The following is a 26823-nucleotide window of genomic DNA, read 5'->3' on the forward strand; positions in this document are numbered from 1 at the left end:
CGTTCCCATACCGAACACGGAAGTTAAGCTCTTCAGCGCCGATGGTAGTTGGGGGTTTCCCCCTGTGAGAGTAGGACGCCGCCAAGCTTTTTGTTTATATCCTTCCAATGGAAGAAGTTACTTTATCATTCCGCAGTAGCTCAGTGGTAGAGCTATCGGCTGTTAACCGATCGGTCGTAGGTTCGAGTCCTACCTGCGGAGCCATGCTTCCATAGCTCAGTAGGTAGAGCACTTCCATGGTAAGGAAGAGGTCAGCGGTTCGAGCCCGCTTGGAAGCTTTCCTCTATATGTTGATATGACAAGGTTTCTCGATGATGAGAAGGCTTTTTTTGTTTGTTTACATATATACTGAATTGCTCAATGATCAGTAGACTGATGACATTAGGAAAGCGAATAAAACGGCTTGCACAGTATTGTTGCATCGCTTTTTCCTTCTTTTTGTTCTTGATTCTTCATTCTCTTTCTTTTATTCTTACTAAAGTGATATCCTCTATATCAAAAGACTCTGTACGTTCCTCTTTTCCCCCGAAAGTGAAGTATCGTTTGTTTTCCCTTTCTTTATCTCCAGGTATAGTTGATCTTCTTTTTCCATGTACGGTATGTATATAAAAAGGAGTAGATGGTTTGAAAGATTTATTTGTAAAGCAAGAATGGTTTGGACATGTACGTCAGGACGTGCTTGCGGGTATATTAGTCGCACTGGCTTTAATTCCTGAGGCAATTGCGTTTTCGATTATTGCGGGCGTTGATCCGAAGGTCGGCTTGTATGCATCATTTTGTATCGCGATTGTGATTTCGTTTGTTGGTGGACGCCCAGGCATGATTTCGGCTGCAACAGGGGCTATGGCTCTCGTCATGGTTAACTTGGTCGCTGATTATGGGTTGCAATATTTGTTTGCAGCTACGATTTTGACGGGTTTGATTCAAATTGTGTTTGGATTGTGCCGAGTGTCTCGTTTGATGAAATTTATTCCGAGGTCCGTCATGGTTGGTTTTGTCAATGCGTTGGCTATTATGATTCTCATGGCTCAGCTTCCACATTTCGTTGGGGAATCAATGGCCATGTATATGATGACAGGTGGTGCCTTGCTGATCATTTATTTATTGCCTATGGTGATAAAGGTGATACCTTCCCCACTCATAGCCATTATTGTAATGACGATAATTGCTGTATTTGGACATATTGATGTTAGAACCGTTGGAGATATGGGAGAGCTTCCTAGTTCTTTGCCTGTTTTTCTGATACCTCAAGTTCCGTTTAACTGGGAAACACTTGCTATCATTTTTCCTTATTCTTTAGCACTTGCGATGGTTGGTTTACTTGAGTCTCTTTTAACCGCACAGATTGTCGATGATATGACAGAGACGTCTAGTAATAAGAACAAGGAAGCGAGAGGTCAAGGGATTGCCAATGTGGTTGCGGGATTCTTTGGTGGTATGGCTGGCTGTGCGATGATTGGCCAATCTGTGATTAATACGAAGGCAGGAGGACGAGGCCGGCTTTCTACCTTTGTAGCGGGTGCTTTTTTAATGGTGTTGATTTTTGTACTAGGTGATGTCGTGGTTCAAATTCCGATGGCTGCTCTAGTGGCTGTGATGTTCATGGTTTCCATTGGCACATTTGATTGGAGTTCCTTTCAGCAGCTAAAAAAGAATCCGAAAACAGATTCTATTGTGATGGTTGTCACGGTCATGACGGTGGTGTTGACTCATGATTTATCAAAAGGTGTTTTTGCAGGTGTACTGCTTAGTGCGATATTCTTTGTCGCAAAGATATCGAAGCTCCATATTACGTCTAAAGAAAGCCAGGCAGGTACTTGGGTATATCGAGTTAAAGGGCAAATTTTCTTTGCTTCTGTCACTGACTTGATCCAAGCTTTCCATCAGGGGAAAGAAATCCAATCTGTTGTAATTGATTTGTCTGAAGCACGTATATGGGATGAATCAGGCGTAGCAGCGATAGAACGTATAAAGGAAAGGTATCAAGCAAATGGCGTCCAGGTGGACGTAGTTGGAATGGATACATCAAGTCAAAAGCTTGTGAAACAAGTGAATGGTTCTTAAAAAGGCCTTTCTGTCTGTTACAATAGAAAAGGTAAGAAAGTGAAGGATGGAGGTGGCCGGCATGCTTTTGCGTTTGAATCAAGTGCTCGGCCGGATGATGCCGCTCATTACACCTTTTAGTGTGTTACTCGGTGTTTTATTGGCGGCTTACTTAAAGGATTATACGTTTTTAGTGCCATGGGTATTTGCTGTGATGACCTTTGCAGGGAGTTTGTCTTCTACTTTTTCGGCTTTAAAGCATACGGTGATGCACCCATTGCCTTTGATTTTATCGTTTATGATTTTGCATGTGTTGATGCCTCTTTATGCTTGGTCAGCGGGACATCTCATATTTGCGGGAGATGCCATGACGATCACTGGTTTGACACTTGCAATGGTGATTCCCACAGGAGTCTCTAGTTTAATATGGGCGGCAATGTATAAAGGGAATGTTGGATTAACGTTATCCATTATTTTAATTGATACAATGCTTTCGCCATTAATTGTGCCAGCCAGTTTGTCACTTTTGGCCGGTACACAAGTTCATATGGACATGGTGGCGATCATGAAAGGGCTGTTTGGGATGGTGGTGCTTCCATCTATTTTAGGTATGCTTGTTCGTCACTATGCAAAGCCTGATGTGACGAAAAAGATCAGTCAGACACTGTCACCTTTTTCAAAAATAGGCTTGTTTGTAGTGGTGTCGATTAACAGTTCTGTTGTTGCGCCTTACTTACGTGAACTGGATGCCGCATTTTTTAGCAAAGCAGCAACGGTGTTTCTCATTGCGATGAGCGGATATGCGTTTGCATGGTTGATTGGGAAGGCGATGAAATGTACTCAAGAAGAGATTGTGGCCATCGTGTATACGGGCGGTATGAGAAACATTAGTGCGGGGGCTGTGCTTGCCATTAGCTTTTTCCCGCCTGCTGTCGCTGTTCCTGTGGTGATTGGCATGCTGTTTCAGCAAGTGCTTGCTGCCTTATTTGGCTTCTTACTCAATCGTTTTGAGCTGAAAGCACCTGCTGTGACCAAGTCTTTCTCATGAAAAAAACCTCCATCCTTTGATAGATGGAGGTTTTTTGGTGATTTAATAGATGAGATATTTTTTTCGCTTCTTTTCGAATGTTTTGAGGTCATGATGATAACGTTTCATGATGTGTTTGACGGAAGTTCCTTTTTTGATTTCTTCTTTCATCCAGCCATTCCCGATGAGTTTGTCAAAACTGCCTGTTTGAAGGAACTGAAAGTCGTTAGGATATAAATCATGTATTGCTGTGATGATGGATAACCCCGTTTTCACCGCTTCGAAGGATGAGCGGTCTGTGACGTATAACTGCACACCGTGAGATAGTGTACCGGCATGTTTAGAAAATGTGGGGGTGAATGACACAGGTCTAAATTGAACGCCTTTTAGTTTTAGCTGATTTAAATGATCTGCCAGCTCGCTGCTATTGATATATGGTGCACCAATGAGCTCGAATGGTTTTGTCGTTCCTCTGCCTTCAGAGACATTTGTGCCTTCAATTAATCCTGTGGCAGGATATACAAAGGTACTATCCACTGTTGGCATGTTAGGGGAAGGAAGGACGAACGGCAGCTTCGTGTCATCAAATGTCATGGACCGTTTCCAATTTTTCATTTTGATGACTGTTACATCAGCATTGATATGAAACTCTTTGTTAAACAGTTTTGCAAGCTCACCAGTAGTCATTCCATGTCTTAGCGGGATTGGATAGAGCCCTACAAATGAGGCGTGTTCAGGCTCTAAAACAGGTCCTTCTACTTTTAGTCCGCCAATGGGATTTGGGCGGTCTAGGACAACAAAGGGAATGTTGTTTTCTTTAGCGGCTTCCATCGCATAGGCCATTGTATAAATATAGGTGTAATAACGAGTACCAACGTCTTGAATATCAAACAGCAGGACATCTACATTTTTTAGCATTTCAGGAGTTGGTTTTCTTGTTTTGCCATAAAGAGAGTAAACAGGAAGACCTGTTTTTTCATCGGTATAGGATTCGACGCCTTCTCCTGCTTGTGCATCGCCGCGCACGCCGTGTTCAGGCCCATATAAAGCAGTGAGCTTGATATCTGGATGTTCAAATAGGAGGTCGACACTGCTTTTCATATTTGCATCAATGCCAGTCGGGTTGGTAATGAGACCGACCCTTTTCCCTTTTAGCCATGAAAGATTGCTTGAGAGTAGTGTTTCGATCCCTGTTTTGACTGCTGCTTTTTTTCCTTTTGTGTCTGTTCGTTCTTGATCTGCGGGAGAGGCGGCGGTCAATGTGCTCATCATGAGAATGCTTGCGAGTATGAAACTTGCTGTTTTCTTCAAGAGAATCCCTCCTATTTGATCTGTTTCCCTTTCAAATTGAGTCCATAGCCGAATGGGTAAAGGGTTTGATTTGGATGAGTGACAGATGGGATATCAACTGGCAGTTTCCCTTTAGGTGATGCAGCTCCAAATATCACTTCTAGTCCAGCAGGAATATTTGGCTGATTGAATTGTCCGTTTGAGTAGCCTTTAAAACCGTACACAGCTAGTAAGGCATCAGCTTCTTCAAAATTTGCCGCATCATAAGGGTTTCTAAGACTCATGATGACCATTTTTTTATTTTGTGCTCCTGCTTCTTTCATGACAGCACGAGGGAAGGCAGTTGCCCATTTTTTTGGGTCCTGGACATTGTCATCAATTACGCCATCATTTACAGCTGGGTCATTTTGGACAACGTAAGAGCCAGTGATGACATAGTCAGCTTCTTGAATTAGTTTGGCAGAGTCTTTGGTGAACGTTTTATCCGCAAAAGCATATGACTGGATGCGTACAGGCTTGATCTTTTTTTGTTTTATGAGAGATTCGACTGTGACAGACATTGCTTTTGTCTGATCTTCGTAAGGTGCCATGACCACGATTTTGTCATTCTTTTTAGGCTTGAAAGGTAAGGTTTTTTTGTTGTTTTTAAGCAGGGTGATTCCTTCACGTGCCATTTTTTGTTCTGCTTGACGGTGCGATTTTTTCCCGACGACTTGAGTGGCTTTTTTGATTTTTTTCTCAAGACTGATTGGTTTTTTGGAGGAAATAATGCCGCGTTTGATTTTCAATTGAAGAATTTTTTCGACGGATTCGTTAATCTGCGACATCGGAATTTCTTTCTTTAAAATCGCTTGTTTGACCGCATTAAATACATTCTCCAGGTTTTTCTCTGTTTTTAATGAGGTAACTGGTGCTGGCATGAGAGCGATGTCGACGCCTGCTTTAATGGCCATCACTACGGCTTCTTCCTGTCCAAAATTTTCTGCAATCGCTTTCATGTTTAGGGCGTCTGTCACAACAACACCTTGAAAGCCCATCTCTTCTTTTAATAAGTGTGTGATGACTTTTTTTGATAAGGTTGCTGGAACCATGATGTCCTCGCCATCTTTCTTGCTTCGATACGTTGTGTCATCAATGGCAGGAAATTGCACATGAGCGGTCATGACCATATCTGCACCAGCATTGATCGCTTGTTGGAACGGATACAGCTCAACCTTTTTTAAACGATCTAGGTCATGCTCTACGAGCGGCAAGCCATAGTGACTGTCGACCGCTGTATCACCATGTCCCGGGAAATGTTTTAGTGTGGAAATGGTCTTTTCCTTTTGAAGTCCTTTCATGGTTTGAAGGCCAAGTCTAGAGACAAGAGCAGGATCAGAGCTAAAGGAACGGACACCAATGACGGGGTTGTTTGGGTTGTTATTCACATCAAGCACAGGAGAGAAGTTTGTATTAATCCCCAAGGCGTTTAATTCTTTTCCGATGATTTTTCCTGTGTCATATGCATTTTTTTTGCTTCTAGAGGCACCAATCGACATATTTCCTGGGAAATGTGTTCCCTTTTGTAACCTTGTGACGATTCCGCCTTCTTGATCAATAGAAATGAGTAAAGGAATGTTTGGTGATGCTTTTTGAAATTCGTGGGTGAGTTTCACGGTTTGTTCCGTATCAACGACATTCTCCGCAAATAAGATGACACCACCTAGATGATATTTTTCTACAAGGTGAGATACTTCGTTATTCATCTTTGTGAAGCCTGTAGGTGCGGATTCATCTTTTGTTTGCCAATTGCGAAAGTCCGGCATGAGCATTTGACCTATCTTTTCATCCAGTGACATGTCTTGAACCATTTGTTTAGCGGTGGGCAGAGAGGCAGAGCTAACCTTTTCCGTTGGAATGGAAGAGGTTAGCAGGGCTAAAACTAGTGCAGCGGGAAAGAGAGCTTTCAACATCGAATTCCTCCTTTTACTTAAAAGATTCGTAGATTGCAGTCATGATGCTTCCATAAGTACCAGTTGGGAACAGGTCACCTTCAAATTGATTAGGATTGGTTTCTGGTGAAACAACGGGTGAATGTTTCTTATTCGTCAGCAAGACGACACCTAAATTGTGTTTAGGATCAATCAACGTCATTGTGCCGGTCCAGCCAGTATGTCCATAGGCTTCGTTACTTGCATATTTTCCAAACATCCATTCCATGTCAGTATGACCGTTTTTTCTCCAGCCTAGCCCGTAAGTTGGGTTCGTATCAGAGGAGGCTGTAAAGAGATCGATGGAAGCTTGATCAAAGATGGTTGTTTTTCCATAGCCTCCTTTGTTAAGCATCAGCTGAAGCAGCACGGCCATATCTGAGGTATTCGAGAAAAGTCCAGCGTGGCCGGAGATACCTGCCATTGAGTAATATGCTTTCTCGTCGTGTACTTCACCTAGCAGGGTGTACCGTCGGATGTTTTCAAAATCGATTACACCGTCTCGTGAATTGCCTAAACGTTCTGTTGCTGCAAAATGCTTCGGCTTGAAGCCTTTTTGCAGCGGATTGAACATTGTGTGTTTGAGACCTAACGGCCGATAAATGGTTGACTCGACATATTGATCAAGAGGCATGCCTGTTTTCTTCTCGATGATCATGCCCAGCAGCATGTAATCAATATCACTATAAATGTGCTGGGTACCTGGCTTGTATTGCAGCGGTACTTTTGGCAGCCATTTCATCGTTGTTTTTCTATCTTGAGAATAAAAAGAGCCAGCTGATTCTTTGCTATAAAATAAGACACTAGAAGGGAGACCGGCAGAATGGGTGAGAAGATCCTTTACCCGGAGCTGGTCTTTACCGGTTACCTTTGCATCAGGTTCATCCTGAAAATCTGGAAGGATGGTCTGTATTTTTTCGTTGACATCAAGTTTTTTCTCGTAGACAAGCTTTTGCAGGGCATAGTTGGTCGCATACATTTTTGTATTGGATGCCAAATCGAATAGTGTATCCTTTTTCATTTTTTTATATGATTTGAGCGCTGTTGTACCATCGTATTTTTGCCGGTAGCCATAGGCTTTTTGATGGACGATCTTTCCGTCCTTGATAATGATGAGAGCGGCTCCTGGAAATCCTGCTTTGATGTCATTTTGAATCATTTGATCAACCTTCCTCAGCTGCCTGGAAGAAAAACCTACTTGTTCCGGTCGTTTTGCTTTTTTTAAGACGGGATATTCTTCAGGTGCTGTTTTAGACAAAGACGATACAGGATGGGAGCTAGTTGCAAATGTTTGTACTGGTAACCCAAGGAGCATGAGCAGACATGTGATCAAGAGAAAACATTTCTTCAAGGTCTAGACCTCCTTATTGATTGTGATCCTCGAATTCAACAGCCATATCATCATGAAATCCAAATAAGTATGTGAAGAAAAATCCAGCAACATATGCGATAAATAGTCCAATTAAGTAAAGAAGCATTTGATGTGTGTGAACAATAAAGGTTAATGGAAGACCAGATACACCGATGGCTTTCGTCGCGATTTGGAAGTAGGCTTGAAAAGCGCCGCCGATTCCTGCACCAAGACAAGCGGTGAGAAATGGTCGTCCTAGCGGGAGTGTGACACCAAAAATGAGTGGTTCACCAATGCCCAGCATCCCAGAAGGAAGTCCACCAGCAATGGCTCTTTTGAGCTTTTTCTTTTTTGTTTTCATATATATGGCGAATGCAGCGCCTACCTGTCCTGCACCGCCCATAGCGAGAATTGGCAGAAGCGGGTCATCTCCAATTGAATTGATGAGTTCCATATGAATCGGTGTCAGCCCTTGATGAAGTCCTGTTACAACAAGTGGAAGGAAGGTCGCACCAAGAACAAATCCTGCGAAGATTCCGCCCATATTTAATAAGTAAGTCAGTCCTGAGGTGATGGCATCAGATATAAATCCGCCGACTGGCATGAAGACAACATATGTGAAAATGCCTGTAATGAGTAGTGTGATGGTTGGTGTGACGATGATATCAAGAGATTGCGGGACGAAGCGTCTAATTCGGGTTTCCACAAGTGCCATAAAGATGGCGGCTAGAAGAACACCGATGAGTCCGCCTCTGCCTGGTAGAATATTTGTGCCAAATAACATAATGTCTGCGGAGGCTGGGTTAATAATGAGAATACCAGCTAATGCGCCTAATGCAGGAGAGCCTCCAAATTCCTTTGCGGCGTTTGTTCCGACTAATATCCCTAGGTAGGCGAAAAGGCCAGAACCTATAACTGTTAAAATAACTGCGGCTTGAGATTTTTCGTCAAGCCAGCCTGCTTGCACGATCGCTTTTGTAATCCCAGTAATAAGCCCTGAAGCAACAAGTGCCGGAATGATTGGAATGAAAATGCTGGCAATCCGCCGTAAGAACAGCTTGAACGGTGTGCGGTTTTTTTGTGAAATGGCTTGCTTGTTTTTTTGTGCTTCGTTGTTTAAATCATAAGAGCCAGACGCATTTAGAAGCTGTTCAAACGCACTTGATACTTGGTTGACAACACCGGTACCTAAAATGATTTGAAGCGTTTCTGCTTCGACGACGCCAATAACGCCATCGAGTTCTTTGATTGCTGTGATGTGAACTTTTTCATTATCGATCGGTGTAATTCGAAGACGTGTCATACAATGTGTATGGGAAGAGATATTTTCAGAACCACCACAGAGTGAAAGAATGTCTTTCGCCAACTGCTGATATTTCTTTTGATGACTCATGTTGAATCCCCCTTTGTTTTTCGTTTCATGGAGCGGATGGCATGCCTTGTCTTGTCAATATATTGCGCTGTCTCTTCATATTGACGAGAAGCTAAACTGAGGAACAAGACATCAATTAAGTAGAGCTGTGCCATTCTAGAGGAAGTGGCAGCACTGCGAAAAGGTGCTTCATTGGAACCGGACGTCGATAGGTGAACATCACATAAAGCAGAAACGCTAGTATGACCTGGATGTGTTAAAGCAATGGTTTTCACTTGGTTGTCTTTTGCGAGCTGAAGGGCTTGAATGATGTCTAACGTTTCTCCTGAAAAGGAGATACCAAACACAATGTCATTCTCTCCTGCATTTGCAATGACCGTAGATGCAATGTGCATGTCAGTGAAGGCTGTCGCTGCATAGTTAATTCTGAGAAATTTCTGCTGGGCATCAGCTGCGACGATGCCAGATGCACCAACACCGATAAAATGAATTTGGTTTGCATTCAGCAGTAATTGAACAGCCTTTTCTAAAGCATCTGCATTTAAAATAGAAGCGGTGTCCTTAATCGATTGAATCGAGTTTCCTGCTGTTTTTTGAATAATGGATTGAAGCGGTTCATCTTGTTCGATATCTCTGTAGCCTTGTTTATCGTCATGCATCAAGTCTCCAGCGATCCGCATTTTTAAATCTTGATAGCCATCCAGCCCGAGAGATTTACAAAGACGGATGACTGCAGAGCTGCTTGCGCCGGCTGCCTGACTGATTTCGTGTACTGTACTTTTAATGACTTTGTCAGGATGGGCAAGGATATAGTCTGCAATGATTTTTTCAGATTGGGGGAGCTTTGATTTGATTGTGTGTAGTAGGGTAAGTCCACCTGCTGACATGAGCTCTGCCTCCTTTAGGATTGATAACGTGAGATCGCTTTGTCGATGTGGCCATTCGTTTTGCTCAGTAAATCTTTGGCTGTTTTCTTGTCTGTGTTTGTTTGGAGCATGACGATGGCAGTTTTGACTTCTAAGTCTGCTGCTTCGAGAGTCTTTACGGCTTGTTCGTAGGAAGCATTTGTCACATGTTGAATGATGGTGATGGCGCGTTCTTTTAATTTATGATTGCTGACTTTTACATCAACCATCAGGTTTTCATATACTTTGCCTTGTCTGACCATGACTGAGGTGGAAAGCATATTTAAAATCATTTTATGAGCGGATGCGGCTTTCATTCTTGTTGACCCAGTAATGGCCTCTGGTCCTACAATGACCTCAATGGCGCAATCTGCAAGCTCGCTAATTTCTGCTTGTTCATTGCAGCTGAGTGCTACTGTTTTAGCTCCAATTGACTTTGCATAGTTTAAAGCGCCGATGATATAAGGGGTCCTACCGCTTGCGGCAATTCCGACGACTGTATCTTTTGATGTCAGGTGGATGTGTACTAAATCCTGTTTGCCGGCTTCTTCACTATCTTCCACATCTTCGGCAGCTTGAGAAAAAGCTGAGTCTCCGCCTGCCATGATGCCTACAATGACATCAGGTGAGACGCTATAGGTTGGGGGACATTCGACAGCATCCATTACGCCAATTCTGCCGCTTGTTCCGGCGCCTAAATAAACGAGTCTGCCTCCATTTGAGATGGATTCATAGGCAAAGTCACTTGCTGTTTTGACATGGGGAAGTACAAGGTTGACTGCTTGAGCGACCTTCATATCTTCTTTATTAATCATCTGGAGTATTTCAAGCGGATCTGCTTGAGAAATTCCCATTGTGTTGGGGTTTCTTGATTCTGTTGTCAAAGAACGCAGTTGAGATGGCTGCATGTGACATACCTCCTTATTTCTTCATTTTCAGTATATTGAGTATGATATGAAATTTCAATATTATATTTGAATATTGAAATTATATTTCAGTCGAAATGTTGAATAAATAGGGAGTAAATAGTTAGAAAATAAAAAAAATAAAAATCCCCTTTACAAAAGGGGGACAACCTGTATATAATAACTTTTGTCAGCTTCACGGAAACAACAAACTTGACAAACTGGCCCGTTGGTCAAGCGGTTAAGACACCGCCCTTTCACGGCGGTAACACGGGTTCGAATCCCGTACGGGTCACCATGATGTGGAGGATTAGCTCAGCTGGGAGAGCATCTGCCTTACAAGCAGAGGGTCGGCGGTTCGAGCCCGTCATCCTCCACCATATGCCGGTGTAGCTCAACTGGTAGAGCAACTGACTTGTAATCAGTAGGTTGGGGGTTCAAGTCCTCTTGCCGGCACTGTTTTTTCTTTATCAATTCCATATGTGGAGGGGTAGCGAAGTGGCTAAACGCGGCGGACTGTAAATCCGCTCCCTCCGGGTTCGGCGGTTCGAATCCGTCCCCCTCCACCATTTTTGGGCTATAGCCAAGCGGTAAGGCAACGGACTTTGACTCCGTCATGCGTTGGTTCGAATCCAGCTAGCCCAGTTAAGACACCTTTTTCAAAAAGGTGTCTTTTTTTATGTTGGCAGAGAGAATGTATAACTATTCAAAATGTTGTCGAGTTGAGTCAGAAGGCATCAAGAAAGTAAAATATAAGCATGAACGGAAAGGGGATGTACATATGGGAGAGCAAAAGAAGGTCACGATTGTTGGAGTTCCGATGGACTTGGGGCAAACGAGAAGGGGCGTCGATATGGGGCCGAGTGCGATTCGTTGTGCAGGCGTAAAAGAAAAATTGGAAACGCTCTCATTTGATGTGGAGGATCTCGGAGATATTCCAGTTGAACAAAGAGATGATGAGAAAGGTTTATATACAAGTGAAAAGCTGAAAAATTTAACGGAGAATGCTGGTGCGAATCAGCTGCTTGCTGAGAAGGTTGACAGTATTGTGCAATCAGGTTCGTTTCCGCTCATTTTAGGTGGTGATCACAGTATTGCGATTGGCACACTTGCTGGGGTAGCCAAGCATTATGAAAACTTAGGAGTCATTTGGTATGATGCACACGGGGATTTGAATACGGAGGAAACCTCTCCTTCTGGAAATATTCATGGCATGCCGCTTGCTGTCAGTCTCGGTTTTGGGCATGCAGATTTAACGAACATTGGCGGTTATTCACCTAAATTGAAACCTGAAAATGTCGTTATAATTGGTGCTCGATCTTTAGATGAAGGAGAGCGGGCATTGATTCGAGAGAAAGGCATTAAAGTCTATACGATGCATGAAATTGATCGTTTAGGGATGACAAGGGTGATGGAGGAAGCTATTGCTTATCTAAAGGAAAGAACAGATGGTGTCCATCTCTCGCTTGATTTAGACGGGCTAGACCCAGCGGAATGCCCTGGTGTAGGCACTCCGGTAGCAGGCGGCATTAGTTACCGGGAGAGTCATCTTGCAATGGAGCTTTTAGAGGAGGCGGGTATTTTAACGTCTGCTGAATTTGTTGAAGTAAATCCGGTTTTAGATGAGAAAAACAAAACAGCAGAAGCGGCTGTGGCATTAATTGGATCGTTAATGGGTGAAAAGCTATTGTAGAGCGGGACTTGTTCCCGTTCTTTTTTGTTTTGGGAAAATTTAAGGATATGTTAAGGTTTTTACCGGTTGATAAGCGTAACACACTGTCAAAAATTTGTTACACTATTTTTTAGAGGAGAATGAAACCTTTTGGAAAGAGGTTCGTATACATAAAGACCGGTGAAGGCAGAGGTTGAATATACTATGGACACAATGATTAAAAAGAGAATTAAGCAAGTGAAAAAAGGCGACCAGAACGCATTTGCAGACATCGTAGACCTGTATAAAGACAAAATTTATCAGCTGTGCTACCGTATGCTTGGGAATGCACATGAAGCGGAGGATATTGCGCAGGAGGCGTTTATTCGTGCTTATGTGAATATCGAAAGCTTTGATGTGAATCGTAAGTTTTCCACGTGGCTGTACCGCATTGCAACCAACCTGACCATCGACCGTATTCGCAAAAAAAAGCCGGATTACTATTTAGATGCAGAGGTGGCAGGAACAGAAGGATTAAATATGTATTCTCAAATTGCTGCTGATGGCATTTTGCCAGAGGATGAGGTGGTGTCTCTTGAATTATCGAGTACCATTCAGCAAAAAATTCTAAGATTACCCGACAAATATCGTTCGGTCATCGTATTAAAGTATATTGATGAACTCTCGTTAAAAGAGATTAGTGAGATTCTGAATATACCAGTTGGTACGGTGAAAACGAGAATACACAGGGGTAGAGAGGCTCTCCGGAAACAGTTGAGAGACCTTTGAGTGAGGTGATTTTGATGAGCTGTCAGGATAGAATCGTCCAGCTTATGCATCAGTATTTAGACGGGGACATTGAGCCCCAAGACGAAAAAGAATTAAAAAGCCATCTGCAATCGTGTGAGGAGTGCCGTACTCATTTTCAACAAATTGAGAAATCCATCGCGCTAGTGCAGAGTACATCTCATATAGAAGCACCATCTGATTTCACTGCAAAGGTGATGGCAGGTCTTCCAAAGGAGAAAAAGCGTGTGTCGGTTCAAAGATGGATCAAAGCTCACCCGCTGATGGTAGCCGCTGCCCTCTTTCTCATTTTAATGGGAGGTAGTCTGTTCACGAGCTGGAATACCGATCATAATTTCAGTGTGTCAAAGCAGCCGAATCTCGTCGTTGAAAATGATACAGTGACCGTACCTAAAGGGGAAACCGTAAAGGGTGATGTCACTGTCAAAAATGGCAAGTTGATTGTAGAAGGCAAGGTTGATGGAAATGTCACCGTCGTCAATGGGGAACAGTTGACTGCTTCTGCCGGACAAGTCACTGGTCAAATTAATGAAATTAATGAAGTGTTTGATTGGATCTGGTACAAAATGAAATCAACAGCACAAAACGTAATGCGGGTCATTGGGCCAGAGGAGCAAAAGTAACTCAATCGGCTTAAGAGCAGTCTCTAAGGGGGCTGCTCTTTTTTCTATACATTGGTGAGATTCACGCATACTAACAAGTCAGCCAGATATGGCAACTATTTTCCTTGCTGAAACAAAATGTGGTATAATAGCCACGCTATGTATTGATACATAGGCTCTTTTTATATTAAAAAAATGCATCAAACGAAGAATAACTGAAAATTCTGGAGGACGAGGAAATGGCTTTAGGGGATATTCCTTTTTTGCAGTACCTCGGTAATGCTGTTGATATTCTCGTTGTTTGGTATGTGATATATAAATTAATGATGGTCATCCGCGGAACAAAAGCGGTTCAGCTTTTAAAGGGAATTGTGGTCATTGTTCTCGTCAGGATGGGAAGTGCGTATCTCGGTCTTAACACACTTCAATGGCTGATGGATCAAGCGATTACGTGGGGATTCCTTGCGATCATTATTATTTTTCAGCCAGAGCTAAGGAGAGCGCTTGAGCAGCTTGGGCGCGGCCGTTTCTTCTCAAGAAGCGGGACACCTGTAGAGGAACAGCAGCAGAAAACGATCGAGGCAATTACAAAAGCAATTAACTATATGGCGAAACGCAGAATCGGCGCGCTGCTGACAATTGAGCGCGATACCGGAATGAATGATTACATAGAGACAGGAATTCCTTTGAATGCAAAGGTGAGTTCAGAGCTGCTCATTAATATTTTCATTCCGAATACACCGCTTCATGACGGTGCTGTCATTATGAAGCGGGATGAGATTGCAGCTGCAGCTTGCTATTTACCGCTGTCAGAAAGCCCTTTTATCTCTAAGGAGCTTGGGACGCGTCATAGGGCGGCAGTCGGAATTAGTGAAGTGACAGACAGCTTAACTGTCATCGTTTCTGAGGAAACTGGCGGCATTTCTGTCGCAAGGAATGGTGATCTTCACCGAGAATTGACAGAAGAAGCGCTTGAAGAAATGCTGATTGCTGAATTTAGTAAGAACAGCAAAGATGCTTCCTCGACCAAATGGTATTGGAGGGGCAAGAAAAATGGATAAGATTTTGAATAATCGCTGGGCCGTTAAGCTTCTTGCATTGGTCTTCGCTTTATTGCTGTATGGTGCAGTCAATTCAGCGCAAGCGCCCACGCCGAAAAAAATCGGTGAATCCTTTTTCCCAACATCGACGACAGATGAAGCAACTTTAACTGACATTCCTGTTAAAGCGTATTATGATGACGAGAAATACGTTGTCACCGGTGTGCCGCAGACAGTCAATGTCACGATTAAAGGATCAACAAGTGCTGTGAAAACAGCAAGACAAACAAAGAATTTTGAAATTTACGCAGACATGCAGAACTTATCGACAGGTACACATAAAGTGGAGCTGAAGGCAAGAGATGTATCGAAGGGACTCACACTATCGATTAATCCATCTGTGACGACTGTGACGATACAAGAAAAAACGACAGCTGAATTTCCTGTTGAAACTGAATTTTATAATCAAAATAAAATCAAAGACGGCTATTCACCTGAACAGCCCATTGTGAATCCGAAAAAGGTCACAGTTACTGGATCAAAGGACGTCATCGACAAAATTTCTGTCATTAAAGCTTTTGTGAATTTAGAGGATGTCGATCAGCAAATTGAAAAAGAAGCGAAGCTCACTGTGTATGATAGCAGCGGGAATGAGCTGCCAGTCGAAGTAAGTCCGTCCGTGGTGGATATTACGGTTCCAATCTCGAGTCCGAGCAAAAAGGTTCCGTTTAAACTTGAGCGGACGGGCAGCTTGCCAGAAGGGATCAGCATTTCAAGCATTGAGACAAGCCCGAGTGAGGTCACAGTGTACGGCTCTCAAAAGGCACTGGATGCACTTGATTTTATTGATGGCGTCAAGCTGGACCTAAGTAAGATCAAAGATGATACGGAGATTGATGCCGATATTCCGCTGCCAGATGGTGTGAAAAAGGTATCACCCGAAACTGTTAAGATCAAAGTGAAGGTTGCAACAGCTGAAGAAAAAAAGATCGATAATGTACCGATTTCTGTCGTGGGTTTGAGCAAGGATCTCACATCTGATTTTGTGAGCCCATCTTCTGGACGGATCACGTTAACAGCAAAGGGGTCGAAGAGTGCGATTGATAAACTAAAGGCTTCAGATGTTGAAGCCTATATCAATGCAGGGGACTTGAACGAAGGAACCCATGAGGTCAAAGTTCAAGTGAATGGTCCTCAAAATGTGACATGGACATTATCAAGATCAAAGGTCAAAGTGAAACTCACTTCTACTGATACAGAGGATCAGCCGGCGTCGACGAATGATCGAAAGGATCAAAAAGATCAATCAACTGATGATGATGATCAGGATGAGAAGAGTAAAGAAGAATCCACGCAAGATAAAGCAAAGAAAGAATCAAGTCAAAGACAGCCGGTCAAAGAAGATAAAAAAGAGGACGAAGCGTCCTCTTGAATGGAAAAAAGGAGCGATTGAAACATGGGCAAGTACTTTGGAACTGACGGTGTAAGGGGTGTAGCAAATAGCGAATTAACGCCAGAGCTCGCATTTAAAATTGGGAGATTTGGCGGCTATGTGCTCACAAAGGATAAAGAACGTCCAAAGGTACTCGTTGGACGAGACACACGTATATCCGGTCATATGCTGGAAGGAGCGCTCGTTGCAGGCTTACTTTCAATTGGAGCTGAAGTGATGCGTCTAGGTGTGATCTCAACACCTGGTGTGTCTTATTTAACGAAGGCAATGGATGCTGAAGCGGGTGTCATGATTTCTGCTTCACACAATCCAGTTCAAGACAACGGCATTAAATTCTTCGGCGGTGACGGCTTTAAGCTGTCAGATGAACAGGAGAATGAAATTGAGCAGCTGATGGATCAGCCAGTCGATCAATTGCCACGCCCGGTTGGAGCGGATCTTGGAACGGTCAATGACTATTTTGAAGGCGGTCAGAAATACTTGCAATTCTTGAAGCAGACAGCGGATGAGGATTTCACAGGTATTCACGTGGCGCTTGACTGTGCACACGGTGCAACCTCTTCTCTAGCGACACATTTATTTGCAGATTTAGATGCTGATGTGTCTACAATGGGAACATCACCAAATGGACTGAATATCAATGATGGTGTAGGCTCCACTCATCCAGAGGCACTTTCTGCTTTTGTGAAGGAGAAGGGTGCAGATATTGGTCTTGCGTTTGATGGTGACGGTGACCGTTTGATTGCTGTCGATGAAAAAGGTGATATCGTAGACGGCGATCAAATTATGTACATATGTGCACGTTATTTGAAGGGTGAAGGCCGATTAAAGGATGACACTGTGGTGTCTACGGTCATGAGTAACCTAGGTTTCTATAAAGCGCTTGAAAAGCAAGGCATTAAGAGCATTCAAACTGCTGTTGGTGACCGCTATGTGGTCGAAGCGATGAAAAAGGACGGCTATAATGTCGGCGGTGAGCAATCAGGCCATTTGATTTTCCTTGATTATAATACGACAGGTGATGGCATGCTTTCTGCGATCATGCTTGTGAATACGCTCAAAGCGACAGGGAAAACATTATCAGAGCTTGCAGCGGAAATGGAAAAGTTCCCGCAGCTTTTAGTGAATGTGAAAGTGTCTGATAAATATAAAGTAGAAGAAAATGAAAAAGTAAAAGCGGTGATCCAAGAGGTCGAAAAAGAGATGAATGGTGACGGCCGTATCCTTGTTCGTCCATCTGGAACAGAACCGCTTGTACGTGTTATGGCTGAGGCAAAAACAAAAGAGCTGTGTGATGAATATGTAGCTCGAATTACGGCTGTTGTGAAAGAAGAAATGGGTATTGAGTAATAGATGAAAGCAAATCGCTAGCAGCGGTTTGCTTTTTTTTTTCGAATAAACGACATAATTGGATGGATCTGTACGAATCATATAAGTGAGGGCAACTTGAAGCTGCCTTCATACATAGGAGAGCACATCAAAGGTAGAACGTGACAAGCCTCATCGCATATAGTGTATGGAGGTCTCACTTTCTCAAATGAAGGCAATCACCTGCTAAATTGTGATTGACGGAGGTCAGACCTTATAGTACAATCATCCTTGTGTTACTGGATTTTTATTCTATCAGGAAAGGCAGGGTAGATGTTCAGAAACTCTCTTATAATTATAGCGCCCGAACTAAGCGATCGGACGAAAGATGCTTAGTTGACGAGGATGGAGGTTATCGAATTTTCGGCGGATGCCTCCCGGCTGATCAAAAAAAGAGATCACAGCCGTAAGTGTTTCTTTAAACCAAAGAGGTGACTCTTTGTACAAAGGGAATACACATGATCTCCCAAAATAAACATGTAGAGAGGGACGAAGAAATGTCCCTTCTATTTTAGTAGGCTTTCTTTGTCCCTTTCACATGATCGGGAGGAAGAATATTTATGTGTGGAATCGTAGGTTATATTGGTCAGAATGATGCGAAGGAAATCTTATTAAAAGGTTTAGAGAAGCTTGAGTACCGCGGGTATGATTCAGCAGGTATCGCTGTGGCAAACGAAGAAGGCGTGCATGTGTTCAAAGAAAAAGGACGTATCGCTGAGCTTCGTGAAGTCGTGGATGCAGACGTAGCATCTTCAGCAGGAATCGGACATACACGCTGGGCAACTCACGGTGTACCAAGCCATCTAAATGCGCATCCGCATCAAAGTGCTTCTGGCCGTTTTACGCTTGTTCATAACGGTGTCATTGAGAACTATGTACAATTGACACGCGAATATTTACAAGACGTCACACTAAAAAGCGACACAGATACAGAGGTTGTTGTTCAAGTCATCGAACAATTTGTCAGCAGAGGTCTTGATACAGAGGAAGCTTTCCGTCAAACGCTTCTTCAACTAAAAGGCTCTTACGCGATTGCCCTTTTCGATAACGAAAACAAAGAAACAATCTATGTGGCGAAAAACAAAAGCCCATTATTGGTTGGTTTCGGCGAAGGATTCAACGTTGTGGCTTCTGACGCAATGGCGATGCTTCAAGTAACAAACGAATATGCGGAATTAATGGATAAAGAAATGGTCATTGTTACTAAAGACGAGGTTATTATTAAAAACCTTGACGGTGATATCATGACACGTCCTTCTTATATCGCTGAGCTTGATGCAAGCGACATTGAGAAAGGCACATATCCTCACTACATGTTAAAAGAAACGGATGAACAGCCGCTTGTTATGCGTAAAATCATCCAAGAATATCAAGACGAAAACGGCAAGCTGTCAGTCGCTGGCGATATCGCAAGCGCAGTAGCAGAAGCAGACCGCATTTACATTGTGGCTTGTGGAACAAGCTACCATGCTGGACTTGTCGGTAAACAATACATTGAAGACTGGGCAAAAGTACCTGTAGAAGTCCATGTAGCAAGTGAATTCTCTTACAACATGCCGCTTCTATCGAAAAAGCCGTTGTTCATCTTCCTTTCTCAATCTGGGGAGACTGCGGACAGCCGTGCTGTACTTGTTCAAGTAAAAGAGCTTGGCCATAAAGCATTAACGATCACAAACGTACCAGGATCTACGCTTTCTCGTGAAGCGGACTTCACATTGCTCCTTCATGCAGGACCAGAAATTGCAGTGGCTTCAACAAAAGCCTACACAGCACAAATCGCTGTACTTGCAATTCTTGCATCCGTTGCAGCTGAATTAAACGGTCAATCTCTTGACTTTGATCTTGTGAAAGAACTTGGTATTGTAGCAAACGCAATGGAAGCCCTTGTCGATCAAAAGGATGAAATGGAACAAATCGCTCGTGATTTCTTCACAGTGACACGTAACGCATTCTTTATCGGAAGAGGACTTGACTACTATGTATGCCTTGAAGGTTCACTGAAGCTAAAAGAGATCTCTTACATCCAAGCAGAAGGCTTTGCTGGGGGAGAACTCAAACACGGCACGATTGCTTTAATTGAAGAAGGCACACCGGTCATTGCCCTTGCAACGCAAGAGCACGTGAACCTCAGCATTCGCGGTAACGTCAAAGAAGTCGTTGCACGCGGAGCAAACCCATGTGTCATCTCACTAAAAGGCCTAGAAGACGAAGGCGACCGTTTCGTCCTTCCAGCTGTACACCCAGCACTTGCACCACTTGCATCTGTTGTCCCATTACAGCTGATCGCTTACTACGCAGCACTTCACCGCGGGTGTGATGTGGATAAACCACGTAACCTTGCGAAGAGTGTGACGGTGGAGTAGGGATTAAATAAGATCGGATTTTTGATACCCCTTTAGATATCGTTTTCTAAAGGGGTATTTTTATGTTAAAAGAACTAGTATTATAAAGATTTAAGCTGAACTTTGATTAATGGACAATATCTCCACTTGCTGTCATCATAAATATAGATACGTATTTTAAGGGGGAAATATTATTTTTATTCGATACGTAAAAAAAGAAAAATGGGGAATTGTTTTTTTCATAATTGGTTATATTGCATTGTTTATCATTTCTTATTGTTTAATTGGTGGTCCTGTCTCAAGTGGAGGACCAATAGGTGTATTCCTTGGGTTTTGTATTGTTCAATTTCTTAAATATAGAGTTTTCAAAAAAGATGAAAGAAATAATAAAGGCATATATCATCGTTTATAAGTTGTATTTTATAGTACATTTTCATTTAGATGGACATGTATACTAAGTGCATTAAATAGAAAGGTTTGAACATAAAAAAAACAGGCATAATGAGAGAGCGGCCCCTTGAGAAAGCATGACAAGTTAAATATTTAACGAAGAAAGAGTGCAGACATATGACCAAACATAAAATCTACACAATGAGTTTTGCAAAAGTCTATCCTCTCTACATCGCAAAGGCAGAGAGAAAGGGACGAACGAAGGCTGAAGTCGATACGATTATTTGTTGGTTAACAGGGTACAGTCAAGAAGAGCTGCAGAAACAGGTAGATAAACAGATAGACATTGAAACCTTTTTTGCTGAGGCTCCTGAGCTTCATCCTTCCCGCAGTTTAATCAAAGGAGTCATCTGTGGTGTTCGAGTAGAGGACATTGAGGAAGAAACGATGAAAAATATTCGGTATCTAGATAAGCTGATTGATGAGTTAGCCAAGGGAAAGAAAATGGAAAAGATTTTGCGAGATTCGTCATGATCATCATAATCAAGCCCAGTGAATAACCTTCACTGGGCTTTTTTATATTTATAGATCATTCGACCAATAAAAATAAAATCAAATTTGAACGAATTCTCTCTTCATGTCGTCAAAAGAAGTAATACTAAAACAAATTGGCGTAGGGAGTGGCGTGGATGGATATGAAGATGATTTTACCTCTTATTTTGCTGCAAGCGATTTTGATGGTGATTGGTTTGTTTGATTTGTTGAAAAGAGATCCATCAAGGATCAGGGGAGAGGTGAAGTGGGTTTGGGCTTTGGTGATTGTGTTTGTGGCGAGTGCCGGTCCTATTGTGTATTTCATTTTTGGTCGTAAACAATCTTAATAGGGGGGATTCGCTTGAATATGCTGGAGTGTCATGGGCTGACGAAATCGTATGGCCCGAATGAAGTGTTAAAAGATGTTTCGTTTTCTGTTGGGGAGGTTGGATGTGTTGGCTTTTTAGGGGCCAATGGATCGGGGAAGACAACAACGATCCGGATTCTCACAGGACTTGCTCGTCCTACGTCTGGTGTCGTAAAGGTGGCTGGTTTGGATGTCACAAAGGAGATGGACCAAATCAGTCATGTGATTGGGTATTGTCCGCAGCATCCTGCATTTTATCAGGATATGACGGGGCAGGAGTGGATGCATTGGGTTAGCGGGTTATTTCATTTAGAGAAAAACATCATTCGCTCAAAAACAGAGGAGCTGTTGAAGCTTTGTGGTATGTATGAGGCGAAGGATCGTGCTATTGGCAGCTATAGCGGAGGCATGAAGCAGAGGCTTGCCATTGCGCAGGCACTTATCAATAGCCCGAAGGTCCTCATCCTAGATGAACCTGTGTCTGCACTTGATCCCATGGGAAGAAAAGACGTTCTGACATTGATTGAGCGTCTGAAACAAGAGATGTTGATCTTTATGTCGACCCATATTTTAGATGACATTGAACGTGTGGCAGATCATATTATCATGATCAACAGTGGCAAAATTGAGATGTCTTCTTCCATAAAACAGATTAAAAAAGACTATATCCAGCCAGTGATTGAATTTCAATTAGAACAACAGAATACGAAATTAGTGGCTGTGCTAAAAGAGCGGAATTGGGTGGAGGAATGCATTGAGACAGAAAATGCTTATCAGGTGCGAGTCAAAGATCAACAAACGGCATTGAAGGAGCTGCCTCGTCTGATCACTGAAGCTGGCGGTGTTCTCCTCCATTATCGACTATCTAAGCTGACGCTTGAAGATATTTTCATGAAGGTTGTGAATGCATGATGATGTTGAAAAAGGAATTTAGGGAGTTATTCACTAGTTATAAAATGTTGTTTGTGCCAATCATTTTTACGATTTTAATGATTACGCAGCCTATTACGCTCAAAATGCTGCCAGATCTTCTATCGAAATCAGCTAATTTACCTGAAGGGTCTACATTTTATATACCAGAACCTAGTGCAGGAGAGGCTTTGGCGAGTGCATTGAGTAAATTTGATTCGCTAGGTGTGTTTATCCTGATTATGATCGTGATGGGGACGATCGCAGGAGAGCGTGCCTCTGGAGTGACCGCGATGATTATGGTGAAACCGATCAGTCGAACGAGTTACTATGTCTCGAAAATATGTGCTTATGCCTGTTTGACTTTGTTTAGTTTGGTGGTGGCGGTGCTTGCCTCTGTTTATTATGTGGACATTCAATTTGGGCATGTGGATTGGGTGAATGTGTTAAAAGGAACAATTCTTTATTATCCAAATTTATTGCTGATTGTAGTATCGACCATTTGTGCTTCGGCGTTCTTTCAACGTTCCGTCACAGCTGGCGGTGTGTCGCTTTTGATCAATCTTATTCTGTTTACCGTACCTTTATTTTATGAAGAGACATTAGGGAAGTTTGCGCCTAAAGGCGTGACAAGTGCAGCCGAAGAGATGATTCATAAGGGGACTTATTCGGATCAGGCATTTACAAGTCTTCTAGGTGTATCGATATTGATTGTTTTCTTTTTTCTCATCGGATGGTTTCTTTTTAGAAGACAAGAATTATAGCAGGCTGTTGCGATTGTTTCTTCAGGTTTACTTTGAGCATAAAAATCTGAATATGGTAGAAAGTTTGATATGATGATAAAAATTGACTGTATTTTCAGAAAAGAGGTTTTTATTTATGAGAACATCACGTAATCCTGAGACCATTCATCCGCCAGTCGCACCATATACCCATCAAATAGAAACAACAGGACCTCAGCGGTGGTTAACCCTATCAGGTCAGGTGGGGATGGAAGCGGATGGGACAATCCCAGAGAGCCCGTTGGAGCAGCTCGAACTAGCGTTAGAGAATGTGAAGCGAAACGTTGAAGCGGCAGATATGGCTGTGGAAGATATAACGAAACTAGTATTTTATCTCGTTGGAGAGTTCGATGCAGAGAGCAGGAAACAAATCATGGGACAGTTTTTAGGCGATCATCTGCCTTGTATGACGATGATTTATGTGGTGGCATTGGCTTCCCCTGCTTTAAAGGTAGAGGTGGATGCTTGGGCGTGTCAGGAGATGGTATAGGGTGAACGATTAGTTTGCATATGGTTTGAAGATGGAATGGGTTAGTTCAGAAATCACTATATATAGAAAATGCGAAAAAAGATTGGATGATCAAATCCAATCTTTTTTTAATTATCATCTACATTAAAATTACTTTTAAGTATAATTTTAGAATATTTTACACAATTCCCCTTACTTCGACATTTTTCATATGGTAATATCAGGGTGCATAGGAGATGGGCCTATTGACACTATGCAAAATTTAAGAGGAGGTTTTACTTATGGCACGAAACCAAAAAAAATGGGAATCTGTGAGTAAAAAAAGCCTTAAGCGTCCAGGGGGTACTTCGATTGTAAAGGCTGCTGGATGTATGGGATGTTGGGCCTCAAAAAGTATTGCAATGACACGTGTGTGTGCGCTACCGCATCCTGCTATGCGGGCTATTTAAGGGAAAACATAGGGAGTTAAGCATATATTGCTAACTCCTTATTCTACAAAAGGGGTGTCTATTTATGTCAAATAATCGACTAGTAGAGTATGATTTACCTGAATTAGCGATCCATTTACAGCCTCATGGAGCTGTCATGATAGATAGAAAATCAATGTATTATTTTAGATTGAGTGGAAGAGGGGCACAGCTCGCATTTTTATTATCTAAGAATAAAGACTTAAGTAAAACAGCTCGTATCTGGGAAATCGTTAAAAAAGAAGAGCTAACAGCTGATCAACTTCGAGAAGAATTGAGTGCTCATCCTTTTACTGAAGCTTGGATGCAAGGATTACTGGATCAACCTATTCAATTCTCTGGATCTTTAAATTCCTATTTGCCTATTAGTTGTACTCTCCAATTAACAAACGCTTGTAACTTGGGATGTTCCTTTTGTTATGCCAGTTCTGGTAAGCCTTACCCTGAAGAGTTAACAAGTTCACAGTGGATTGATGTAATGCAGAAGTTAGCAGCACAAGGCGTCGCTGATGTCACTTTAACTGGAGGTGAAGCCAAGCTGATTAAAGGTTTTAAAGAAATTGTAATGGCTGCCAGTTCATTATTCACTAACGTAAATGTGTTTAGCAATGGTTTAAACTGGAGGCAAGAAGAAATAGAATTGCTTAGTCATTTAGGAAATGTATCTGTACAAATTAGCATTGATGGTACGAGTGATACTCACGATGCATTAAGAGGAAGGAAAGGTGCTTTTCAAGAGAGTATGGCAACGATCCAACGATTATCAGAAGCAAACGTTCCAGTGATTGTTGCAATGACGATCAATGAAATGAACGCAGATCAAGTAGCAGAGGTAGTAGATCATTGTGCAAAAGCAAATGCATCTATTTTCCGTGCTGGTAAAACTTTATCCGTGGGACGTGCTACTAGAAATTTTAAAGCGTTAGAAACGTCGTTTGAAAAGCTTGTTCAAAGCCAGTTGCAACAGGCACGGCATAAGTGGGGGCACCAATTGAATATAATTGATTGGGAAAATGAAGAAAATTCTTTTACAACCGATTTTTGTACACCTGGTTATTTGGCTTGGTATATAAGGGCGGATGGTTATGTGACACCTTGTCAGTTAGAGGATATCTCTTTAGGTCATATTCTAACAGATTCTTTTTCTGAAATTGGATCGCCAGCAAGGCTGTTGAAATTGAAATGTGAAGCGAAAAATTGTAAATGTATAGGAAAAGTTGAACTCTCCGAGCCAGACCTTCCTTTTGAAAATGATATGAGAGCAGGAATTACTCATGGATAGTATAACTTTTATTTTGTGGGCAGGTCTTGGATTGATAGGGCTTTTTCTGTTTACGAAGTATAGAGTATCAACCATAGAATCAAATCTTCTAGATAGAAGTGAGGCAAGAAAAGTCAGTATTGACTTTATTAGAGAATTCGTGGGTATAGATGTAGAGGAATGGGATGTATATTCAGTCTATTGGTATGATCATGAAACAGTGAATAAGCTACATCATTTAGGCTTGTTGAAAAAAAATAGACATATTCTTCACGAAATGGGATTGGTTGAGTCATGGCGTGTTCGCTTTGTTCATCAAAATCAATCATTCGTCATAGGAGTAAATGCAAAACGCGAAGTTACTTTTTTTTTCGCCGATGTAAGGCAAACTTCATTACCTAATAGAGGTGCTCAAATATCATTAGAAGGATTAAAAGAACAATTAACTTATTCTTCAAAGGGATTATGGGCTAAGACCAAACCAACTGGTTCGGGTTCAAAAGAAGAGGATTTTCGTGAAATCAAAACGTATTGGTATCTTGCTGAAAAGGAAGATATTCGACTTAAGGTAACAGTTGAAATGCAATCTGGGGTGATCACTTATATAGGCACAGATACAGAGATTCTCACAGATCAAATGAACAAAGTAATAAGAGATGAACAAGTTGAGTCTACTTTTGGCATCTCGGGTATGTTAGGATCAGCCGCTGCAATGATCATGGCTATATTAGTTTTAGTCTTAATGAATGTCCAAGTTCAAATCACATTAAGTCTTATACTGGGTTTGATTATTGTACTAGTGCAATCTCTCACAATAAAGGAAGATATACAACTAACGATAGTAAATGCTTACGATGCTAGGATGAGTGTTCATACTGTTCAATTACTTGGCATTCTATCTACTTTGTTTGCAGGATTATTGACAGGATTTGTAGTATTTATATGTTCATTGGCAGGAGGTGCTCTTGTGAATGAATTAGGACTAAAATTTCTAGATCAAAGCATTGTCCAGATATATATCGGTCTTAGCGCTGGAATAATTAGTTTAGGTATGACATCACTTGTTTTTTATTTTTTAGAGAGAATGAATCGATTACGTATATCACCAGAATTATCAAATAGGAGTATGTTTTTATCAGGCTTTACCTTAAGACAAGGGCTTAATATGAGCCTGCAAAGTTCTATTGGAGAAGAAGTCATTTACCGACTCTTAATGATTTCTTTAATATTTTGGTTAAGTGGGAGTATGATATTGTCCATTTTAATATCATCTTTACTGTGGGCAATTATGCATCAGGTGACAGGATATGATCCAAGATGGATTCGTTGGGCGCATCTTTTCATTTTTGGATGTTTCCTAGGTTTTCTTTTTGTGAATTATGGATTTATTTGTGTACTGACGGCACATTTCATTCACAATTTGGTGCTCGTTTGTATGCCCTTATGGCAATTTAAACTTCAAAGATATATACATACCAAGAAGCCTCAGCATACATCACTCTAATAAAAGGGAGAGAT

At 42.0% G+C, this 26823-nt stretch carries 23 protein-coding genes, 7 tRNA genes and 1 rRNA gene; 25 read left to right on the top strand and 6 right to left on the bottom strand.

Going from position 1 to position 26823, the window contains the following annotated elements; genetic code table 11:
- The 5 genes from rrf to AC3WTB_RS13030 all read left to right on the top strand — a co-directional run.
- Nucleotides 1–87: ribosomal RNA gene (rrf, locus tag AC3WTB_RS13010) — 5S ribosomal RNA — on the top strand; the annotation flags it as partial.
- A gap of 42 nt (nucleotides 88–129) precedes the next feature.
- Nucleotides 130–204 (top strand) — tRNA-Asn (locus tag AC3WTB_RS13015).
- Nucleotide 205: 1 nt separating this feature from the next.
- Nucleotides 206–278 (top strand) — tRNA-Thr (locus AC3WTB_RS13020).
- A gap of 346 nt (nucleotides 279–624) precedes the next feature.
- On the top strand, nucleotides 625–2064 hold the full coding sequence (locus tag AC3WTB_RS13025) for a SulP family inorganic anion transporter (RefSeq protein WP_099662833.1): 1440 nt from the start codon (nucleotides 625–627) through the stop codon (nucleotides 2062–2064).
- Between the two features lie 61 nt (nucleotides 2065–2125).
- Entirely contained in the window at nucleotides 2126–3091 is a 966-nt protein-coding gene (locus tag AC3WTB_RS13030; protein WP_059374457.1) for a bile acid:sodium symporter family protein, read from the top strand.
- A gap of 42 nt (nucleotides 3092–3133) precedes the next feature.
- On the opposite strand, the gene AC3WTB_RS13035 is transcribed toward AC3WTB_RS13030, so the two are convergent.
- From AC3WTB_RS13035 to murQ, 6 genes are read right to left on the bottom strand one after another with little or no spacing between them, the layout of a single operon-like run.
- Nucleotides 3134–4342 carry an exo-beta-N-acetylmuramidase NamZ family protein gene (locus tag AC3WTB_RS13035; RefSeq protein ID WP_371412175.1) on the bottom strand — a complete coding sequence of 403 codons (1209 nt, stop codon included), beginning with the start codon at nucleotides 4340–4342 and terminating at the stop codon, nucleotides 3134–3136.
- Between the two features lie 50 nt (nucleotides 4343–4392).
- Nucleotides 4393–6312, bottom strand: a complete 1920-nt coding sequence (locus tag AC3WTB_RS13040) for a glycoside hydrolase family 3 protein (RefSeq protein ID WP_487269066.1) — start codon at nucleotides 6310–6312, stop codon at nucleotides 4393–4395.
- A gap of 13 nt (nucleotides 6313–6325) precedes the next feature.
- Nucleotides 6326–7681 (bottom strand): penicillin binding protein PBP4B, encoded by a 1356-nt coding sequence (pbp4b, locus tag AC3WTB_RS13045; RefSeq protein ID WP_126682112.1) that lies wholly within the window; start codon nucleotides 7679–7681, stop codon nucleotides 6326–6328.
- 13 nt (nucleotides 7682–7694) lie between these two features.
- Nucleotides 7695–9074, bottom strand: coding sequence for a PTS transporter subunit EIIC (locus tag AC3WTB_RS13050; RefSeq protein WP_064498206.1), 1380 nt, complete (start codon nucleotides 9072–9074; stop codon nucleotides 7695–7697).
- Nucleotides 9071–9940, bottom strand: coding sequence for a MurR/RpiR family transcriptional regulator (locus AC3WTB_RS13055; protein ID WP_058837196.1), 870 nt, complete (start codon nucleotides 9938–9940; stop codon nucleotides 9071–9073). The genes AC3WTB_RS13050 and AC3WTB_RS13055 overlap by 4 nt, the downstream gene beginning before the upstream one ends.
- A 14-nt stretch (nucleotides 9941–9954) precedes the next feature.
- Nucleotides 9955–10866: an N-acetylmuramic acid 6-phosphate etherase gene (gene murQ, locus AC3WTB_RS13060; RefSeq protein WP_492333801.1), complete on the bottom strand. Its 912-nt coding sequence runs from the start codon at nucleotides 10864–10866 to the stop codon at nucleotides 9955–9957.
- Between the two features lie 220 nt (nucleotides 10867–11086).
- Here murQ and AC3WTB_RS13065 point away from each other — a divergent pair.
- From AC3WTB_RS13065 to AC3WTB_RS13160, 20 genes are all read left to right on the top strand, one after another.
- A tRNA-Glu gene (locus AC3WTB_RS13065) sits at nucleotides 11087–11161 on the top strand.
- Between the two features lie 6 nt (nucleotides 11162–11167).
- A tRNA-Val gene (locus tag AC3WTB_RS13070) sits at nucleotides 11168–11243 on the top strand.
- Nucleotides 11244–11246: 3 nt separating this feature from the next.
- Nucleotides 11247–11319 (top strand) — tRNA-Thr (locus tag AC3WTB_RS13075).
- Between the two features lie 28 nt (nucleotides 11320–11347).
- Nucleotides 11348–11432 (top strand) — tRNA-Tyr (locus AC3WTB_RS13080).
- A gap of 4 nt (nucleotides 11433–11436) precedes the next feature.
- Nucleotides 11437–11508: transfer RNA gene (locus tag AC3WTB_RS13085), tRNA-Gln, on the top strand.
- Nucleotides 11509–11644: 136 nt separating this feature from the next.
- Nucleotides 11645–12556, top strand: coding sequence for an arginase (gene rocF / locus AC3WTB_RS13090; RefSeq protein ID WP_039176043.1), 912 nt, complete (start codon nucleotides 11645–11647; stop codon nucleotides 12554–12556).
- Nucleotides 12557–12739: 183 nt separating this feature from the next.
- Nucleotides 12740–13303 (top strand): RNA polymerase sigma factor SigW, encoded by a 564-nt coding sequence (gene sigW, locus AC3WTB_RS13095; protein WP_024424449.1) that lies wholly within the window; start codon nucleotides 12740–12742, stop codon nucleotides 13301–13303.
- Between the two features lie 14 nt (nucleotides 13304–13317).
- The gene (rsiW, locus tag AC3WTB_RS13100; RefSeq protein ID WP_024424448.1) at nucleotides 13318–13944 is read left to right on the top strand and encodes an anti-sigma-W factor RsiW; all 627 of its coding nucleotides are present in this window, start codon (nucleotides 13318–13320) and stop codon (nucleotides 13942–13944) included.
- Between the two features lie 218 nt (nucleotides 13945–14162).
- Nucleotides 14163–14984 carry a diadenylate cyclase CdaA gene (gene cdaA / locus AC3WTB_RS13105; RefSeq protein ID WP_008344027.1) on the top strand — a complete coding sequence of 274 codons (822 nt, stop codon included), beginning with the start codon at nucleotides 14163–14165 and terminating at the stop codon, nucleotides 14982–14984.
- On the top strand, nucleotides 14977–16395 hold the full coding sequence (locus tag AC3WTB_RS13110; protein ID WP_492333802.1) for a CdaR family protein: 1419 nt from the start codon (nucleotides 14977–14979) through the stop codon (nucleotides 16393–16395). Before cdaA ends, AC3WTB_RS13110 begins: the two co-directional genes overlap by 8 nt.
- Before the next feature lie 24 nt (nucleotides 16396–16419).
- Nucleotides 16420–17766, top strand: a complete 1347-nt coding sequence (glmM, locus tag AC3WTB_RS13115; RefSeq protein ID WP_492333803.1) for a phosphoglucosamine mutase — start codon at nucleotides 16420–16422, stop codon at nucleotides 17764–17766.
- A 578-nt stretch (nucleotides 17767–18344) separates the two neighbouring features.
- Complete coding sequence (gene glmS / locus AC3WTB_RS13120; protein ID WP_144495599.1) at nucleotides 18345–20147, top strand: glutamine--fructose-6-phosphate transaminase (isomerizing); 1803 nt, start codon at nucleotides 18345–18347, stop codon at nucleotides 20145–20147.
- A gap of 546 nt (nucleotides 20148–20693) precedes the next feature.
- Nucleotides 20694–21050: a DUF2200 domain-containing protein gene (locus tag AC3WTB_RS13125; protein WP_492333804.1), complete on the top strand. Its 357-nt coding sequence runs from the start codon at nucleotides 20694–20696 to the stop codon at nucleotides 21048–21050.
- A 155-nt stretch (nucleotides 21051–21205) separates the two neighbouring features.
- Entirely contained in the window at nucleotides 21206–21397 is a 192-nt protein-coding gene (locus AC3WTB_RS13130; protein ID WP_039176060.1) for a PLD nuclease N-terminal domain-containing protein, read from the top strand.
- 14 nt (nucleotides 21398–21411) lie between these two features.
- Nucleotides 21412–22329 carry an ABC transporter ATP-binding protein gene (locus AC3WTB_RS13135; RefSeq protein WP_492333805.1) on the top strand — a complete coding sequence of 306 codons (918 nt, stop codon included), beginning with the start codon at nucleotides 21412–21414 and terminating at the stop codon, nucleotides 22327–22329.
- Nucleotides 22326–23090, top strand: a complete 765-nt coding sequence (locus tag AC3WTB_RS13140; RefSeq protein ID WP_366204331.1) for an ABC transporter permease — start codon at nucleotides 22326–22328, stop codon at nucleotides 23088–23090. The genes AC3WTB_RS13135 and AC3WTB_RS13140 overlap by 4 nt, the downstream gene beginning before the upstream one ends.
- A 115-nt stretch (nucleotides 23091–23205) precedes the next feature.
- Nucleotides 23206–23598, top strand: a complete 393-nt coding sequence (locus AC3WTB_RS13145; protein WP_056768497.1) for a RidA family protein — start codon at nucleotides 23206–23208, stop codon at nucleotides 23596–23598.
- Nucleotides 23599–23858: 260 nt separating this feature from the next.
- Nucleotides 23859–24026 carry a sporulation killing factor gene (gene skfA, locus AC3WTB_RS13150; RefSeq protein ID WP_492333806.1) on the top strand — a complete coding sequence of 56 codons (168 nt, stop codon included), beginning with the start codon at nucleotides 23859–23861 and terminating at the stop codon, nucleotides 24024–24026.
- 64 nt (nucleotides 24027–24090) lie between these two features.
- A complete protein-coding gene (gene skfB / locus AC3WTB_RS13155; protein ID WP_492333807.1) occupies nucleotides 24091–25326 on the top strand; it encodes a sporulation killing factor system radical SAM maturase in 1236 nt (411 codons plus the stop codon).
- Nucleotides 25319–26809: a CPBP family intramembrane glutamic endopeptidase gene (locus AC3WTB_RS13160; RefSeq protein WP_492333808.1), complete on the top strand. Its 1491-nt coding sequence runs from the start codon at nucleotides 25319–25321 to the stop codon at nucleotides 26807–26809. The genes skfB and AC3WTB_RS13160 overlap by 8 nt, the downstream gene beginning before the upstream one ends.
- Nucleotides 26810–26823 lie beyond the last annotated feature (14 nt).

The sequence above is a fragment of the Bacillus sp. EB106-04-04-XG123 genome, assembly GCF_058791855.1.

Bases quoted from the DNA above. Each gene is read 5' to 3' on its own strand.
- AC3WTB_RS13030 (WP_059374457.1), top strand. From the start codon at position 2,126: ATGCTTTTGCGTTTGAATCAAGTGCTCGGCCGGATGATGCCGCTCATT.
- AC3WTB_RS13035 (WP_371412175.1), bottom strand. From the start codon at position 4,342: ATGATGAGCACATTGACCGCCGCCTCTCCCGCAGATCAAGAACGAACA.
- AC3WTB_RS13040 (WP_487269066.1), bottom strand. From the start codon at position 6,312: ATGTTGAAAGCTCTCTTTCCCGCTGCACTAGTTTTAGCCCTGCTAACC.
- AC3WTB_RS13050 (WP_064498206.1), bottom strand. From the start codon at position 9,074: ATGAGTCATCAAAAGAAATATCAGCAGTTGGCGAAAGACATTCTTTCA.
- AC3WTB_RS13055 (WP_058837196.1), bottom strand. From the start codon at position 9,940: ATGTCAGCAGGTGGACTTACCCTACTACACACAATCAAATCAAAGCTC.
- murQ (WP_492333801.1), bottom strand. From the start codon at position 10,866: ATGCAGCCATCTCAACTGCGTTCTTTGACAACAGAATCAAGAAACCCC.
- rocF (WP_039176043.1), top strand. From the start codon at position 11,645: ATGGGAGAGCAAAAGAAGGTCACGATTGTTGGAGTTCCGATGGACTTG.
- sigW (WP_024424449.1), top strand. From the start codon at position 12,740: ATGGACACAATGATTAAAAAGAGAATTAAGCAAGTGAAAAAAGGCGAC.
- rsiW (WP_024424448.1), top strand. From the start codon at position 13,318: ATGAGCTGTCAGGATAGAATCGTCCAGCTTATGCATCAGTATTTAGAC.
- cdaA (WP_008344027.1), top strand. From the start codon at position 14,163: ATGGCTTTAGGGGATATTCCTTTTTTGCAGTACCTCGGTAATGCTGTT.
- AC3WTB_RS13110 (WP_492333802.1), top strand. From the start codon at position 14,977: ATGGATAAGATTTTGAATAATCGCTGGGCCGTTAAGCTTCTTGCATTG.
- glmM (WP_492333803.1), top strand. From the start codon at position 16,420: ATGGGCAAGTACTTTGGAACTGACGGTGTAAGGGGTGTAGCAAATAGC.
- glmS (WP_144495599.1), top strand. From the start codon at position 18,345: ATGTGTGGAATCGTAGGTTATATTGGTCAGAATGATGCGAAGGAAATC.
- AC3WTB_RS13125 (WP_492333804.1), top strand. From the start codon at position 20,694: ATGACCAAACATAAAATCTACACAATGAGTTTTGCAAAAGTCTATCCT.
- AC3WTB_RS13130 (WP_039176060.1), top strand. From the start codon at position 21,206: ATGGATATGAAGATGATTTTACCTCTTATTTTGCTGCAAGCGATTTTG.
- AC3WTB_RS13140 (WP_366204331.1), top strand. From the start codon at position 22,326: ATGATGATGTTGAAAAAGGAATTTAGGGAGTTATTCACTAGTTATAAA.
- AC3WTB_RS13145 (WP_056768497.1), top strand. From the start codon at position 23,206: ATGAGAACATCACGTAATCCTGAGACCATTCATCCGCCAGTCGCACCA.
- skfA (WP_492333806.1), top strand. From the start codon at position 23,859: ATGGCACGAAACCAAAAAAAATGGGAATCTGTGAGTAAAAAAAGCCTT.
- skfB (WP_492333807.1), top strand. From the start codon at position 24,091: ATGTCAAATAATCGACTAGTAGAGTATGATTTACCTGAATTAGCGATC.
- AC3WTB_RS13160 (WP_492333808.1), top strand. From the start codon at position 25,319: ATGGATAGTATAACTTTTATTTTGTGGGCAGGTCTTGGATTGATAGGG.